The sequence below is a fragment of the Bradyrhizobium sp. SHOUNA76 genome, assembly GCF_023006445.1.
Lineage (GTDB): Bacteria > Pseudomonadota > Alphaproteobacteria > Rhizobiales > Xanthobacteraceae > Bradyrhizobium.
In genome coordinates this window covers 1-15080 of the sequence record NZ_JALBHA010000109.1, presented here as the reverse complement: position 1 = coordinate 15080, position 15080 = coordinate 1, and the positions used below count along the sequence as shown (strand labels likewise).

Annotated in this window: 15 protein-coding genes; 5 read left to right on the top strand and 10 right to left on the bottom strand. The window is 64.8% G+C overall.

What is annotated here, in order from left to right; translation table 11 throughout:
• From MOV74_RS14940 to MOV74_RS14925, 4 genes are all read right to left on the bottom strand, one after another.
• On the bottom strand, positions 1 to 954 hold a 954-nt coding region (locus tag MOV74_RS14940), incomplete at its 3' end, for an ATP-binding cassette domain-containing protein (protein ID WP_246923318.1).
• A gap of 237 nt (positions 955 to 1191) precedes the next feature.
• On the bottom strand, positions 1192 to 2664 hold the full coding sequence (locus MOV74_RS14935; protein ID WP_246923313.1) for a DASS family sodium-coupled anion symporter: 1473 nt from the start codon (positions 2662 to 2664) through the stop codon (positions 1192 to 1194).
• Positions 2665 to 2776: 112 nt separating this feature from the next.
• Positions 2777 to 3583 (bottom strand): enoyl-CoA hydratase/isomerase family protein, encoded by an 807-nt coding sequence (locus MOV74_RS14930; protein WP_246923310.1) that lies wholly within the window; start codon positions 3581 to 3583, stop codon positions 2777 to 2779.
• Between the two features lie 31 nt (positions 3584 to 3614).
• Positions 3615 to 4373 (bottom strand): hypothetical protein, encoded by a 759-nt coding sequence (locus tag MOV74_RS14925; protein WP_249797515.1) that lies wholly within the window; start codon positions 4371 to 4373, stop codon positions 3615 to 3617.
• Between the two features lie 62 nt (positions 4374 to 4435).
• Between MOV74_RS14925 and nthA the strand changes: the two genes are divergently transcribed.
• From nthA to MOV74_RS14910, 3 genes are read left to right on the top strand one after another with little or no spacing between them, the layout of a single operon-like run.
• Positions 4436 to 5056 (top strand): nitrile hydratase subunit alpha, encoded by a 621-nt coding sequence (gene nthA, locus MOV74_RS14920; protein ID WP_246923302.1) that lies wholly within the window; start codon positions 4436 to 4438, stop codon positions 5054 to 5056.
• Entirely contained in the window at positions 5053 to 5712 is a 660-nt protein-coding gene (nthB, locus tag MOV74_RS14915; RefSeq protein WP_246923299.1) for a nitrile hydratase subunit beta, read from the top strand. The genes nthA and nthB overlap by 4 nt, the downstream gene beginning before the upstream one ends.
• Positions 5712 to 6089, top strand: a complete 378-nt coding sequence (locus MOV74_RS14910) for a nitrile hydratase accessory protein (protein ID WP_246923296.1) — start codon at positions 5712 to 5714, stop codon at positions 6087 to 6089. Before nthB ends, MOV74_RS14910 begins: the two co-directional genes overlap by 1 nt.
• Before the next feature lie 279 nt (positions 6090 to 6368).
• On the opposite strand, the gene queC is transcribed toward MOV74_RS14910, so the two are convergent.
• The gene (gene queC, locus MOV74_RS14905; protein WP_246923292.1) at positions 6369 to 7082 is read right to left on the bottom strand and encodes a 7-cyano-7-deazaguanine synthase QueC; all 714 of its coding nucleotides are present in this window, start codon (positions 7080 to 7082) and stop codon (positions 6369 to 6371) included.
• Between the two features lie 126 nt (positions 7083 to 7208).
• Here queC and mazG point away from each other — a divergent pair, with 126 nt between their 5' ends.
• Both mazG and MOV74_RS14895 read left to right on the top strand, forming a co-directional pair.
• A complete protein-coding gene (mazG, locus tag MOV74_RS14900; protein ID WP_246923288.1) occupies positions 7209 to 8027 on the top strand; it encodes a nucleoside triphosphate pyrophosphohydrolase in 819 nt (272 codons plus the stop codon).
• A 14-nt stretch (positions 8028 to 8041) separates the two neighbouring features.
• Positions 8042 to 8500 (top strand): GNAT family N-acetyltransferase, encoded by a 459-nt coding sequence (locus MOV74_RS14895; protein WP_246923284.1) that lies wholly within the window; start codon positions 8042 to 8044, stop codon positions 8498 to 8500.
• Between the two features lie 111 nt (positions 8501 to 8611).
• On the opposite strand, the gene hflX is transcribed toward MOV74_RS14895, so the two are convergent.
• The 5 genes from hflX to MOV74_RS14870 all read right to left on the bottom strand — a co-directional run.
• Positions 8612 to 9994, bottom strand: a complete 1383-nt coding sequence (hflX, locus tag MOV74_RS14890) for a GTPase HflX (RefSeq protein ID WP_246923279.1) — start codon at positions 9992 to 9994, stop codon at positions 8612 to 8614.
• A gap of 11 nt (positions 9995 to 10005) precedes the next feature.
• On the bottom strand, positions 10006 to 10254 hold the full coding sequence (hfq, locus tag MOV74_RS14885; RefSeq protein WP_007591126.1) for an RNA chaperone Hfq: 249 nt from the start codon (positions 10252 to 10254) through the stop codon (positions 10006 to 10008).
• Positions 10255 to 10567: 313 nt separating this feature from the next.
• Complete coding sequence (locus tag MOV74_RS14880; RefSeq protein WP_246923276.1) at positions 10568 to 11938, bottom strand: sigma-54 dependent transcriptional regulator; 1371 nt, start codon at positions 11936 to 11938, stop codon at positions 10568 to 10570.
• An 18-nt stretch (positions 11939 to 11956) separates the two neighbouring features.
• Positions 11957 to 14314 (bottom strand): PAS domain-containing sensor histidine kinase, encoded by a 2358-nt coding sequence (locus tag MOV74_RS14875; protein ID WP_246923271.1) that lies wholly within the window; start codon positions 14312 to 14314, stop codon positions 11957 to 11959.
• A gap of 509 nt (positions 14315 to 14823) precedes the next feature.
• Positions 14824 to 15080, bottom strand: a 257-nt coding sequence (locus MOV74_RS14870) for a helix-turn-helix domain-containing protein (RefSeq protein WP_309486806.1), incomplete at its 5' end; no start/stop codon positions are given.

Below are 15080 nucleotides of genomic sequence, written 5' to 3'. Positions count from 1 at the left end.
GACCAGGGTGTCGCCGGCCCCTGCCCCGCGCACCTGGAGACGAATTACGGCCTGCCCGCCGGCCGACGGCGCCGCCACGATCCGGCTCGCCAGCGAGACGGGCAAGCTATCGCCGATGACCTCGGCCAGGAAGGATTGCGTGATCGGATGCTTCGGGTGCGTGAAGATGTCGGCGACATGGCCGCTCTCGACGACATGGCCGGCATCGAGCACCACGACTTCCTTGGCAAGCTGGCGCACCACGGACATTTCGTGGGTGATCAGCACGATGGTCACCCCGAGCTCGCGGTTGATGTTCGCCAGCAGATCGAGGATCGCGCGCGTGGTCTGCGGATCGAGTGCGGAGGTCGCCTCGTCCGACAAGAGCACGCTTGGCCGCGTCGCCAGCGCGCGGGCGATGCCGACGCGCTGCTTCTGGCCGCCGGAGAGCTCGGACGGATAACGGTCGTGCTTGTCGGCGATGCCGACGAGGGCGAGCAGATCAGTGACGCGGGCCTTGATATCGGCCTTGGCCCAGCCGGCGATCTCGAGCGGCAGCGCAATGTTGTCGGCCGCGGTGCGCGACGACAGCAGATTGAAATGCTGGAAGATCATGCCGATCGAGCGCTGCGCCAGACGCAGCTCACGGCCCGCCAGTGCCGAGATATCGCGGCCGTCCACGATCACGCGACCCGTGGTCGGCTTCTCCAGCCCGTTGATCAGGCGCACCAGGCTCGACTTGCCGGCGCCGGAGCGACCGATCACGCCGGTGATGGAACCGCGCGGGATGGTGAAGTCGATGTCTTGCAGCGCGTTGACGCCGGGCTTGCCGCGATAGGCCGGATAGGTCTTCGAGATGCCGGCGAAACGGACCATCGCGTCCGGCTCAGCTGCGGCAGGAGCAATCGCTTCAGGCGGCGCTATCGGATGTCCGACGGCGAGCGATTGATGAGCGTTCATGGAGACGGCCTTCATGCATCATAGTTCCCTCGCCCACCCGAAAAGGCAAACGAGAGCCGGGTCGCATCAGCGACTGGAGGGTGGAACAGCAGCAAACACCTCAAAGGGGCGCGCGCTGCACCGCAGCATACATCATCGCCTTTTCCAGTCTTTGTTGCAATGTCAGATATTTGCGAGGAGGTGGACGAAGATTCCCCAAACCCTCCCCGGAGAAGAAAATTTCTTCGCCGGGGTATGAGCCTCCCGCCGGGCTCATCGCATCTGTAGCCAGGGCAGCACGATCAGCAGCAGCCCGGCAAAATAGAGCAGCCCGAAGATCAGGCCAAAGCCCCAGAACTGGCCCTTTCCGATATAGCCGCTGCCGAAATACATCGGCGCCGGTCCGGTCGCGTAAGGCGAGATCACGCCCATCAGGCCGAGCGAGTACATGCAGAGCATGGCGAGTGTCGTGACGGGCAGGCCGGGGATGCCCGATCCGACCGCGAGCACGACCGGCAGGACGGCGGCGGCATGCGAGGTGATGCTCGAGAAGAAATAGTGGATCCAGAAGAACAGCGCGACCAGCAGCAGCATCGCGGTCGACGGCGACAGCCCGGCGAGCGGCTTTGCGTATTCGGTCGCGAACCATTTGATGAAACCGATCTCGTTGAGGCCGGAGGCCAGCGTCAGCAGCGAGGTGAAATAGAAAAACACCTCCCACGCGCTCTTCTCGCTGACGATGTCGGCAAACTCGATCACGCCGGTCACCAGCATCAGCGAGATCACGATGAACACGACGGTGGTCGCGTTGACGAAGTTCGAGCCGAGGACGGGCACATGAATGTCCGGGCTCGAGCCCGCGATCCACAGGAACATTGCGAGCACGATCAGCCCGAGCATGATCCACTCGTTGCGCGACATCGGGCCCATCTCGGCGAGTTCCTTCGCCGCCCATTCGGAGATCTCCGGGCTGCGTTTCACCTCGGGGCGGCACATCGCGTAGCTGAGCAGCGGCACGAGCACCATCAGGAGTATGCCGAGCGGCGCGAAGCCGAGAAACCACTGGCCCCAGCTGACCTCGACCCCGACCGTCTTCTTGGCGATCGCCAGCGCCGCCGCGTTGGGCGCAAGCGCCGTGAAGAACAGCGAGCTGGTGACGGCGGTCGCGGCAAACGCCGTCCACATCACATAGGTGCCGATCCTGCCGGCGGTCGGCCCCGGCTCGGAGCCGTAGATGCGCGGAATGTTGCTGATGATGGGATAGACGATGCCGCCGCTGCGGGCGGTGTTCGACGGCGTCGCCGGCGCGAGCAGGAAGTCCGACATCGCCACGGCATAGCCGAGGCCGAGCGTGTTGCGGCCGAGCCGCTGCACCAGCACCAGGGCAATGCGCCGGCCGAGCTGGCTCTTGCGATAGCCGATCGAGAACACGAAGGCGCCGACGATCAACCAGACCGTGCTCTCGGCAAAGCCTGCCAGCATCCAGCGCAGCGACTTGGTCGGATCGGGATCGATATAGCCAGCGACGCCCGCGACCGTCAGGCCGATGAATCCGACCGCGCCAACCGGCATCGATTCCAGGATGAGCCCGGTGATGACGGCCGCGAACACGGCGAAATAGTGCCACTGATTGACGTTGAGCCCTGAGGGCACCGGCCACAGATAGATGGCCAGCCACACCACGAGCGGTGCGATCAGCTTCCAGCGAAACCCTTTTGCTTCAGGCGCCTGTGAACCAGTGGCCATGAGCCCTCCCCTCGATTTCCGTCACATCGTGCGCCCGTTGTCCGGGCTGCTTTTGTCCCTGCGCGGCGTATACGGATTGTCCGCGATGCGATCAATGGTCTGACGTCGGTTTCTACCGCCCCTTGAAGCGCGGCTTGCGGCGGGCCAGGAACGCATCGACGCCCTCCTTGTGATCCTCGCTGAAGCCAGCGAGCGCGAACTGGTCGACGTCCATGTGGCTGGCGAGATCGTCAAGCGCATGCGCGAGCCGGTTGACGGTGAGTTTCGTCATCGCCACCGAGAGCGGCGGCTGCACGGCGACCTTCCGGGCGAGATCCATGGCGGCATCGAACGCATGGCCGGGATCGACGACGTGCTCCACCAGACCCCATTCATAGGCTTCCTCCGCAGAGATGCGCTGATCGGCCAGGATCACCGCCTGCTTGGTGCGGGCGGGCCCGATCAGATGCAGCATGCGCGGGATGCTCTGCCAGCTCATGTTCATGCCGAGCCCGATTTCGGGCACACGCAGATGGGCGTTGCTCCCCATGACACGGAAGTCGAGCGCAACGGCCAGGGCCACGCCGCCGCCGACGCAAAAGCCCTCGATCGCCGCGATCGTGATCTGCTCCATCTCGTGCCAGGCCTGGGTGAGGCGTGGCCCGAGCTTGAGGTGACGCCGCAGCGTGCCGAGATCCATGTCCTTGCGAGCGCGTCCCTCGGCGTCCTTCAGGTCGAAACCGGCGCTGAATGCGCTCGCGCTGCCGGTCAGCACGACGACGGAGGTCGCAGCATCATCCTCGAAGCTGCGCGCCGCCGCGGTGAGCTGGCGCAGCGCCTCCGGCGACAGCGCGTTGATGCCGTCGCCGCGGTCGAAACGCACCACCGCGATCCGTCCCTCGGGCCCGAGGCCCTTTTCGATCTTCACGTAGTCCGTCAACGCGACCTCCCCGTTCATGGTCTTGGGTGCATCACAAATGCCCGGTGCGCTGGTGCTCCGGCTCGCTGCCCTTGACCGGAAACCTGATCGTGGTCCCGATCGTGATCCAGTTGGCGTTCTCGCCGCTGATGTTGCGGCCGTAGATCACGTCGACGGAAAATATCTCGTTCGGCCGGTAGCGGACACCTGTCTGCAACCGCGGCTGCACGACGCTCGCGATCTCGGACGAGCCGGCCTGGCCATACGCCTCGATCGTCCACTGCAACGTGTCGGTGAACTTCCAGTCAAAGCCGATGCCATAGGTCAGGTAGTGGCGATCGACGGTACGATCCCACAGCCAGCCCCCATTGACGTTGAGGCGCATGGTCTCGGACAGGCGGAAGGTCGCCGGGATGACCGCGAAGGCGGACAGCCCCTCGCCGGTCGCCACGTCGAATGAGCCACCACCATAGGCCGACAATCCCCATCGCCCCACCCCCGTAGGGATGAAATTTGTCTTGGCTTTCGGAGCGACCGTCGCGCTCCAGTCGCCATCGCTTCTGGCGCGGACGGTCTGCATGCTCAACTCGATCGGCCTAAAGGGATCGACGACGCAAGAGGGATTGGCGACCGCCAGAAAATCCGTGTTGGACGCCGTTGACATCCAGCTTTCCACCTTGCAGGAGCCGACCTCGGAGATATCGGCGGCATCGACCGCATAGGCGCCATTCGCGGCGCGCGCATCATGCGCCGCCACCGCGGAAAGAGCCGCGATCGCGGCGGTTATTGCGGTTCGTGCAGCCCTGCCCATGGCTGGATGTTAGCAGAGTCTTCGCCTCGACAAGGCCCGGATTCTGGGACTATCTTCGCGCCATGAGCGAGCATCATCACGACCACGATCATTCCGAATTGTCGGAGACCGAGCTGCGCGTGCGCGCGCTCGAGACGATCCTGACCGAAAAAGGCTATGTCGAGCCCGCCGCCCTCGATGCCATCATCCAGGCCTATGAGACCAAGATCGGCCCGCACAACGGCGCGCGCGTCGTCGCCAAGGCGTGGACCGATCCCGCCTTCAGGCAGGCGCTGCTGGAGGATGGCTCCAAAGCCATCGGCACGCTCGGCCATGTCAGCCGGGTCGGCGACCATCTCGTCGTGGTCGAGAACACGCCGCAGCGGCACAACATGGTCGTGTGCACGCTGTGCTCCTGCTACCCCTGGGAAATGCTCGGACTGCCGCCGGTCTGGTACAAGGCTGCGCCCTACCGGTCCCGTGCCGTGAAGGACCCGCGCGGCGTGCTCGCCGATTTCGACGTCACCCTGCCGAAGGACATGGAGATCCGGGTCTGGGACTCGACGGCAGAGACGCGCTTCCTGGTGCTGCCGATGCGCCCCGAAGGCACCGAAGGCTGGAGCGAGGAGCAGCTAGCCGAGCTCGTCACCCGCGACTCCATGATCGGGACCGGCTTTCCCAGGACACCCGGAGCGCCCTCGTGAACGGCGTGCACGACATGGGCGGCATGGACGGGTTCGGCAAGGTCGAGCCCGAGCCGAACGAGCCGATGTTCCACGAGGAATGGGAATCCCGCGTGCTCGCGATGGTGCGCGCGATGGGCGCGGCCGGCGCCTTCAACATCGACACCTCGCGCTTTTATCGCGAAACGCTGCCGCCGCACGTGTATCTGTCGAGCTCCTATTACAAGAAATGGTTTCTCGGGCTCGAGGAGATGCTGATCGAGAAGGGCTACCTCACGAGGGACGAGGTTGCCGCCGGCCATGCGATGCAGCCCGCAAAGACGCTCAAGCACGGCAAGTTCGATCTCGCGAACGTCGAGCGCGTGATGGTGCGCGGCAAGTTTGCTCGGCCTGCCCCCGCGCCCGCGAAATTCAGCATCGGCGATCGTGTACGCGCCAGGAACATTCATCCGGCCACGCACACCAGGCTGCCGCGCTATGTGCGCGGCCATGTCGGTGTCGTCGAGCTGAACCACGGCTGCCATGTGTTTCCGGATTCCGCAGCGATGGAGCTCGGCGAAAATCCTCAATGGCTCTACACCGTCGTGTTCGAAGGCCGTGATCTCTGGGGCGAGGATGGCGATGCCACGCTGAAGGTCTCGATTGACGCCTTCGAGCCCTATCTGGATCCGGCGTGATGAGCGGTAGCGCCGCTGCCGCCGCGACAGCGGCGATCCCGAGCATTCCGCGCGATGATGACGGCCCGGTGTTCCGCGCGCCCTGGGAGGCGCATGCCTTCGCAATGGCGTTGACGCTGCACGAGCGCGGCGTGTTCACCTGGCCCGAATGGGCCGCTAGCCTCGCCTCCGAGATCAAGCGCGCGCAGGCCGCCGGCGACCCCGACACGGGCGAAACCTACTATCTGCACTGGCTGGCCACACTCGAAGGATTGGTCGCACGCAAGGGCGTCGCGTCGCTGGAGACGCTGCACCGCTACCGCGATGCCTGGGACCACGCCGCGGACCGCACACCGCATGGCAAGCCGATTGAGCTTAAGCCGGAGGATTTTGGCTAGCTGGCGCTGCACTCGTGTCCCGGACAAAGCTGCAACGCGCGAGCGTTGCGGCGCAGAGCCGGGACCCAGACGGCAAACATGATACCTTACGGAAGTATGGGCCCCGGCTCTGCAGCGCACCGATGAAGCAGCGCTGCGCTGCGTCCGGGGCACGAGAGCGCGCTACTCTCTCGACACCGTCATTGCGAGCGCAGCGAAGCAATCCAGACTCTCACCGCGGCGGCAGTCTGGATTGCTTCGTCGCAAGAGCTCCTCGCAATGACGGCGGAGAGAGACGAGCTACCTCCCCGCCACGAACTCCCGCCACCCCTTCGCGCGCAGGCTGCACGCGGGGCACTCGCCGCAGCCATAGCCCCAATCGTGCTGCGCGCCGCGCATCCCGAGGTAGCAGGTGTGGGAGTGCTCGCGGATGAGATCGACCAGCCCCTCGCCGCCGAGATCCTGCGCGAGCTGCCACGTCGCGGCCTTGTCGATCCACATCAAGGGCGTATGCAGCTCGAACTTTCTGGCCATGCCCAGCGAGAGCGCGGCCTCCATGGCGCGGATGGTGTCGTCGCGGCAATCGGGATAGCCGGAATAATCGGTCTCGCACATGCCGCCGACGATGTGCGTGATGCCGCGCCGATACGCCAGCGCCGCGGCGAAGGTCAAAAATACCAGATTGCGGCCGGGTACGAACGTGTTGGGCAAGCCGTCGGCGCCCATCGCGATCGCGACGTCGCGCGTCAGCGCGGTCTCGGACACGTCGGCCAGCGTCGGGATCGACAGCGTGTGGCTTTCGCCGAGCTTTGCGGCCCAATCGGCGCGCAAGCCTTTCACGCCGGCGAATAGCCGCTCGCGGCAATCGAGCTCGATGGCGTGGCGCTGGCCGTAGTCGAATCCCAGCGTCTCCACGCGCGCAAAGCGGCTCAGCGCCCAGGCCAGGCAGGTGGTGGAATCCTGGCCGCCGGAGAACAGCACCAGCGCCGTTTGTGATGAAAGTGCGTCGCTCATGCCGTGCGCTTTACCACTGCCCGAGGGGCCCGCCAATCGGTGGAAATCGGCCTGTTCCGCCTCCTTGCGCTGGGATCGGCCGGCGGCTTTTGGCATAAGGTTTCGGACCCAGGAGACGCCCCCGCAATGACCCCTTCCCGCGACATTTCCCGCCTGATCGAGATCATGGCGGCGCTGCGCACGCCGGTCACCGGCTGCCCCTGGGACCTCGAGCAGGATTTCGCGACCATCGCACCCTATACGATCGAGGAGGCCTACGAGGTGGTCGAGGCCATCACCCGCGGCGATCTCGACGATCTCCGTGAGGAGCTCGGCGACCTCCTGCTCCAGGTCGTGTTCCACGCCCAGATGGCTTCGGAGCAGAACGCCTTTGGGTTTGGCGACGTCGTCGAGGCCATTACGCGCAAGATGATCCGCCGCCATCCCCATGTCTTCGCCGACAAGGACGGCAATCTCGCCTCCTCCCACGTCAAGGAAGTCTGGGACCGCATCAAGGCCGAGGAGAAGGCCGAACGCGCCGCGCGCCGGCCGCTGGAAGAGGCGCCGACCCACAAATCGCTGCTGTCAGGTGTGAAGGCCGGCCAGCCCGCGCTGACGCGCGCCGTGGAGCTGCAGCGCAAGGCTTCCACCGTAGGCTTCGACTGGAACGACCCGCGCGCGGTGCTGGCAAAGATCCGCGAGGAAGCCGACGAGATCGAGGCCGCGCTCGACCGCAACGACAAGCTGGAGATCGCCGAAGAGACCGGCGACCTGATGTTCGCCCTCGTCAACCTCGCCCGCCATGTCGATGCCGATCCCGAGGCCGCCTTGCGCGCGACGAATGCGAAATTCGAGCGGCGCTTTGCCTATATCGAGCGGGCGCTGGAGGCGCAGGGCCGGACGCTGGAACAGGCTTCGCTGGCGGAGATGGACGCACTGTGGAATGCGGCGAAGACGGCTACGTGATGCAAGGACGCGCCATGGAAATCAGACAGGACGATCCGAAGGCGCCGCACGTCGCCGATCTGCTGACCCATCATCTGGAAGAACTCCGCAGCGTCATGGGCGAGCACGCGCAAGCGCTGGATGCGAGCGGTCTGTCGGCTCCGACCGTGACGTTCTGGACGGTTTGGCACGGCGATGTGCTGGCTGGCTTCGGTGCCCTGAAGCAGCTGGATAAGACACTCGGCGAAGTGAAGTCGATGCGCGCCGCGCCGGCCGCGCGTGGGACCGGGGTCGGTCGCGCTATCCTGCTCCACATCATCGGCGAAGCTCGCAAGCGAGGCTATGCGCGTCTCAACCTGGAGACCGGCACGGCGCCGCTGCACGCTCCCGCCGTCGCGCTCTACCGCAGCGTCGGTTTCGTCCCCTGCGAGCCGTTCGCCGACTACCAGGCGAGCCCGCACAACCAGTTCATGAGCCTCGACCTGTCGAGGTGATTCTCCCCGCCGTAGCCCGGATGGAGCGCAGCGCAATCCGGAGCCAATCTGTCCGAACGCGAGTATCCCGGATTAAGCTTTGGCTCCATCCGGGCTACTGAGCCACTGGCCCTAGGCCGACAGGCGCGGCACCGCGTCGAACCTGTTCACCACGATATCCCGCTTGGTCTCGTCCACCCGCACGGTCATGTCGAAGCGACCGTCGTGAAGCTCTTTCGCCAGCACCTCGGCATTGCGATGCAGCCAGGAGATGCCGGCGCCGTCGGCGGCGTCGATGGAGAGATCAAGCGTGATGCGTTTTGCGGCGAGACGCTCCTCGATCGCCGCGAGCAATGCATCGACCCCCTCGCCCGATACGGCCGAGACCAGCATCGCCGGGTGATCCTCGGGCCTGCGCGCGGCGATGTTCAAGAGCTCTTCGCGCTGCTCGGAATCGTAGCGGTCGATCTTGTTCCAGACCTCGATGATGCGGCCTGAGTCATCGGGGTTGATGCCGAGCTGGCGCAGCACGGCGTCGACGTCGCTCTGCTGCGCTTCGGCGTCCTCGTGCGAGATGTCGCGGACATGGAGAATGACGTCGGCCTCCAGCACCTCTTCCAGCGTGGCGCGGAAGGCGGCGACGAGCTGGGTCGGCAGGTTGGAGATGAAGCCGACGGTGTCCGACAGCATCGCCTTGCCGCCATGCGGCAGGCTCAGCGCACGCAACGTCGGATCGAGGGTGGCGAACAGCATGTCGGCGGCCTGCACGTCGGCGCGCGTCAGGCGGTTGAACAGCGTCGACTTGCCGGCATTGGTGTAGCCGACCAGCGCGACGACGCGATACGGCACGCGCTGGCGGCCCGCACGATGCAGCCGGCGCGTCGCCTGCACCTTCTTCAGCTCGCCCTCGAGCTTGGAGATGCGCTCCTGGATCAGGCGGCGGTCGGCCTCGATCTGCGTCTCGCCGGGACCGCCCATGAATCCGAAGCCGCCGCGCTGGCGTTCGAGATGGGTCCACGAGCGCACGAGGCGCGAGCGCTGGTAGTTGAGATGCGCAAGCTCGACCTGGAGTGAGCCTTCCCGCGTCTTGGCGCGGCGGCCGAAGATTTCCAGGATCAGTCCGGTGCGGTCGAGCACCTTGGCGTGCAATTCCTTCTCGAGATTGCGCTGCTGGATCGGCGCCAGCGCGCAATCCATCACGACGAGCTCGACGTCGAGGGTCTTGATCAGCCCCGCGATCTCCTCGACCTTGCCCTTGCCGATATACGTCGCGGGCCTGATCTGGTTGATCGGCGCGATGATGGCGTCGGCAATGACGAGGTCGATCGCGCGCGCAAGGCCCGCGGCTTCATCAAGCCGGGCCTCGGCGTCACGCAAGACATGAGTTTCCGATTGCGCGTCGGCACTGCCCGCGCGCACTCGCAAGTAGGGACCGATGACAAGCACCCGCCCCGTCTGCTTAGCCCCAGCCGACCGCGGACGGTCGGCATCCCCGTCGAAATTCCGGGGTTCCAATCAGATCACTCTCAAGCCGGCTGATCCTCGCCGCCTTCGAACAACTGAATCGGTGCGCCCGGCATGATGGTCGAGATCGCGTGCTTGTAGACAAGCTGCGAATGACCGTCGCGCCGAAGCAGCAAACAGAAATTGTCGAACCAGGTCACGATGCCCTGGAGCTTCACTCCGTTGACCAGAAAGATCGTCAGTGGCGTCTTGGTTTTGCGAACGTGATTAAGGAAGGTGTCCTGTAGGTTTTGTGCGCGGTCTGCCGCCATTGTTTTTTTCTCGCTTTGAGTTTCTTTTTATTGCGCCGGTTGCGGCCCTCTTGGTGATGTTCGAGGCCTCTCCCGGTTGCCGTTCCTCATGAGATCCCCCTCGGAAGGAACAGCTGTGCAATTAGAGGACAGGTGGACCTATTAGGCAAGCAGCTTCACGCGGCAAGGCACGCCGTATTGCCCCGAAAAACTACGGAAATCGATGATTTTTCTTACCCATCCCCGAGCTGTAACCGCAGCCCTGCGGCGCTAGATTCCTGTTTTAAAGCGTTTTCTTTACGCGAACCGGGAATCCACTTCGCTCGAAAACGCTCTAGCCGACACCGAGCGCCTTCAGCTTCCGGTGCAGTGCCGAACGTTCCATGCCAACGAACTCGGCCGTTCGAGAAATATTTCCTGAAAAACGGCTGATCTGTGCAATCAAATAGTCGCGCTCGAAGACTTCGCGCGCCTCACGCAGCGGCAGGCCCATGATGTGCTCGCCGTTGTTGCTGGTCGGCATCGCCGGCACCATGGAGCCGACGTCCTGCGGCAGCATGTCGGCCGTGATGATGACCTCCGGGCCACCCGCAGCCAGAATCATGACTCTCTCAACGTTGTTGCGGAGCTGGCGCACATTGCCCGGCCAGACATGCGATTGCAGCACCGCCATCGCATCCTGCCCGATCTGCCGCTTGGGCAGGCCGCTGCCGGCCGAAATCTGCTCCATGAAGTAGTCGATCAATTCCGGGATGTCCTCGCGCCGTTCCGACAGCGCGGGCACGCGGATCGGCACCACCGAGAGCCGATGATAGAGATCCTCGCGGAAATGGCCGGCCGCGATCTCCTCTTCGAGATTGCGCGCGGTCGATGAGATGATGCGGACGTCGACCTGCACCTTGGCGGTACCGCCGACGCGCTGGAACGACTGCTCCACCAGCACGCGCAAGATCTTGTTCTGGGTCTCGCGCGGCATGTCCGCGATCTCGTCGATGAACAGCGTGCCGCCATGGGCTTCCTCGAGCGCGCCGGGCTTGCGCGCGTGTTCGCCGTTGGACTGTTCCACGCCGAACAACTCGTGCTCCATGCGCTCGGGCGTGATCGCGGCGGCGTTGATGACGACGAAGGGACCGTCGGCACGGCCGGAGGCCGTGTGCAGCGTGCGTGCGGTCAATTCCTTGCCGGCGCCGGCGGGGCCGACGATCAGGATGCGGCTGTTGGCTTTGGCCGCACGCTCGATGGTCTGGCGCAGCTGGTTCATGCTGGGCGAACGGCCGACAAGCTGGCTGGCGCTCGGCGCCAGCTGCTTCAGCTCCTTGACCTCGCGCTTGAGCCGTGAGTTCTCCAGCGCTCTGGTCGCGACCAGGATCAGGCGATCGGCCTTGAACGGCTTCTCGATGAAGTCGTAGGCGCCGCGCTTGATCGCGGCGACCGCGGTCTCGATGTTGCCGTGGCCGGAGATCATCACCACCGGCAGGTCGGCATTGTCCTTCTTGACCTGCTCCAGCAGCTGCAAGCCGTCGAGCTTGGAGCCCTGCAGCCAGATGTCGAGGAACACCAGATGCGGCCTGCGGTTGGCGATCTCGGCGAGTGCCGTATCGCTGTCGCGCGCGGTCCGGGTGACGAAGCCCTCGTCCTCGAGAATGCCCGCAACGAGATCGCGAATATCGGCCTCATCATCGACAATCAGAATTTCACTAGCCATGGGTTCGCGCCTGTCTTGTCAGCTGCCTGTTTTGGCTTCGATTTTCGTTGAATCATTGGTCTTTTCAGCGGGCTCTTTGGTTTCGGCCGCCGGCTCTTTTGTTTCCTGCGCCTGATCCTTGACAGGAGCGCCGGCCTGCTCGGCTCCCTCGGACTTCGCAGGTTGCCCGGAGATCGCAAAGCGCATCCGCATCCAGGCGCCGCGCTGGCCCGCGCGAAAGTCGGAAGCATCCTTCAGCTCGATGCGCCCGCCATGGTCTTCCAGCACGCGCCCGACGATTGCAAGGCCGAGCCCGGTGCCTTTGGCGCGCGTGGTAACATACGGCTCGAGCAGACGCGAGCGCGCGACCTTGGGCAGGCCGATGCCGTTGTCGACCACGTCGATCAGCACGTCCTCGCCTTCGCGCGACACCACGACGTCGATACGGCCTTTTCCGAGTTCCTCCAGCGGGACCTGCTCGATCGCCTCGGTGGCGTTCTTGACGATGTTGGTGACCGCCTGGGAGATCAGCCGTCGGTCGAACTGGGCGCGCAGCGGATCCTGCTTGAACTCGGCCTCGATATCGATCTCGGGATGGGCGACCTTCATCAGGAACACCGCCTGCCGCACGGTGTCGGCGACGTCCTCGCCCTCCATCACCGGCTTCGGCATCCGCGCGAAGCGCGAGAACTCGTCGACCATGCGCCTGATGTCGTCGACCTGGCGCACGATGGTATCGGTGCACTGGTCGAAGATCTGCTTGTCCTTGGCCTCGGTGATGTCCTTGCCGAATTTGCGGCGAATGCGCTCAGCGGAGAGCTGGATCGGCGTCAGCGGGTTCTTGATCTCGTGGGCGATGCGGCGCGCCACGTCGCCCCAGGCCGAGGTGCGCTGCGCCGAGACCAGCTCGGTGATGTCGTCGAGCGTGATGATGTAGCTGTCGTGCGGCTGGTTCTTCTCAGCGCTGACGCGGACTGACAGATTGCGTTCCTGCCCGTCGCGGGTGATCGTGATCTGGCCCTGCACCAGACGCTGGGTCCCTTCCCGCGCCGTCTTCATCATCTCGTCGAGCTCGGGCAGCACGTCGGAGAGCGGATGGCCGAGCGTCTCGGATTCGGCGTGCCCGATCAGCTTCTCGGCGGAGCGGTTCAAAATGCCGACGCTGCCGGAGGCATCGACGCCGATGATGCCGGCGCTCGCCGAGGACAGCACGGCCTCGATGAAGCGGCGGCGGCTGTCGATGAGGTCACTGGCGTTGACGAGCTCGTCGCGCTGGCTGCGCAATTCCTGCGTCATCTTGTTGAAGGTCTCGCCGAGCTGGGCGAGATCGCCTTCCGACTGGTGCACCGGCACCTGGACATGGAGATCGCCGGTCGAGACCGTGTGGGCCGCATTCATCAGCCGCCGGATCGGCGAGACCAGCGAGTTGGCGAAGTTGAGACCGATCAGCACCGAGGCCATCAGGATGGTCAGCGCGATCACCGCGAACATCAGCGCGAAGGCGACCTGGATGCCGAGGCGGCGGGACTCGATCTGGGCGTATTCGGCGACGCTGACCTCGGTCTGCTTGAGCTGATTGACGACGTTGGGATCAAGCGGGCGGGCGACATAGAGGAAGGTGTCGTTGAAGGCGCGAAGGCGGATCACCGCGGCAACGTAGCTCGCGTCCGGCAGCACCGCGATCTCGGGTTCGTTCTCGTTGACGTTGCTGAGGAAGTCGGGCGCCGGCGGCGAATAAGCGAGCCGCATGCCGGTCTCGGCGGATTCCAGGATGTTGGTGTTCTTGTCGATGATCATCGCGCCGGGCAGATTGCGCGAGCCGGCGCTGGCGGTGAGCATCTCGCGGAACGAGCGGCGATCCTGGTCGTAGAGCGGCCGGGCGTGCGCGATGTCGTTGGCCATGCCGAGAATGTCGCCACGGATCAGCTGCGCATGGTCCTGCATGTAGGCCCGCGCGATCGTCAGCGAATTCTGGATCACCTCCTTGGTCGGGCCGGAGAATAACCGGTCGAGGCCGCGCTCGATGGTGACGTTGGCGACGACGGCGACCAGCACCGCCGGCAGCACCGCCACGATCGAGAACAGGCTGACGATCTGGACATGGAGGCGCGCCGCCGCCCTGCCCCGCCGCCGCGCCAGGATCAGCTGCCAGAGCTCGCGGACGATGATGCCGACCAGCAGCAGGATCGTAGCCGCATTGATCAGGTAGAACGAGCGGACGACTTCGGGCGTCGGCTCGATCTTGGTGAGGCCGGTCAGGACCAGGAAGGTCAGAAACGCCGAGCCCAGTGCCAGGGCCACGGCAATGGGCGCCAGCCAGCGTCGCACCGACCAACGCCGGGGCTCTTCCGCTGGGGCCGTGTCAAAGTGTGCGGCCGAGGTATCTGCGCTGGTCATTCCGGCAATGGTGGTGCTGAAAACGGGTCCGCGACGGGGCGGATACTGATGTATTCGTACCACAATGTTGCCGAATTGCGACAATTCCGCGGCGCCCGCGATGGGACGGAACGGCGCATCCACAGGGCAATGCCAAATCAGCCGGAACGGAATCCGGCTATACGGGCTTGACCCGGCATGGACAGGATCTTTCTCGCGATAATGGCTTCGGCTGTACTGCTGCTGATCGTGGCCTCCGACCTGCTGGTCAATGGCCCGGGTCTGCAGGAACGAGCTGACTTGGCCATGCTGCCAACATCAACTCGCCTGGTGAGATAGGCGCGGCAGTGCACCCCTCCGGGCAAATGACGAGATTGTCCCCTTTCAGCGGAACATTTTGGTCCGTGTCGGACTTCTGCTCACCGCGTCGGCCATAACGGCCAGCGCGATCCGGACAGGCTCAGCTCCGCTTTGGTAGGGGGAGCTGAGCCACCGCCGCGCAAACGCGTTCAGCGTCTGTCGCGAGCAGTCTAGCCCCCGCTGCGATAGACCTGGATATCGAGATCCCGGATCTTCTTGCGCAGCGTGTTGCGGTTGAGGCCGAGCAGGTCCGCGGCGCGGATCTGGTTACCGCGGGTGGCGGCGAGCGCGGCCGTGAGCAGCGGCACCTCGATCTCCTTGAGGATGCGGTGATAGAGGCCGGGCGGCGGCACGCCGTTCGGAAAGCCCTGGAAGTGCGAGGACAGATACGCCTCCACGGCGCCGCCGAGATTGTCGACGCCCTGCT

Coding starts and splice junctions, on each gene's coding strand:
- MOV74_RS14875 (WP_246923271.1), bottom strand. CDS start 14,314: ATGACCAGCGCAGATACCTCGGCCGCACACTTTGACACGGCCCCAGCG.
- MOV74_RS14895 (WP_246923284.1), top strand. CDS start 8,042: ATGGAAATCAGACAGGACGATCCGAAGGCGCCGCACGTCGCCGATCTG.
- queC (WP_246923292.1), bottom strand. CDS start 7,082: ATGAGCGACGCACTTTCATCACAAACGGCGCTGGTGCTGTTCTCCGGC.
- hfq (WP_007591126.1), bottom strand. CDS start 10,254: ATGGCGGCAGACCGCGCACAAAACCTACAGGACACCTTCCTTAATCAC.
- MOV74_RS14880 (WP_246923276.1), bottom strand. CDS start 11,938: ATGGCTAGTGAAATTCTGATTGTCGATGATGAGGCCGATATTCGCGAT.
- MOV74_RS14910 (WP_246923296.1), top strand. CDS start 5,712: ATGAGCGGTAGCGCCGCTGCCGCCGCGACAGCGGCGATCCCGAGCATT.
- MOV74_RS14925 (WP_249797515.1), bottom strand. CDS start 4,373: ATGGGCAGGGCTGCACGAACCGCAATAACCGCCGCGATCGCGGCTCTT.
- mazG (WP_246923288.1), top strand. CDS start 7,209: ATGACCCCTTCCCGCGACATTTCCCGCCTGATCGAGATCATGGCGGCG.
- MOV74_RS14935 (WP_246923313.1), bottom strand. CDS start 2,664: ATGGCCACTGGTTCACAGGCGCCTGAAGCAAAAGGGTTTCGCTGGAAG.
- nthA (WP_246923302.1), top strand. CDS start 4,436: ATGAGCGAGCATCATCACGACCACGATCATTCCGAATTGTCGGAGACC.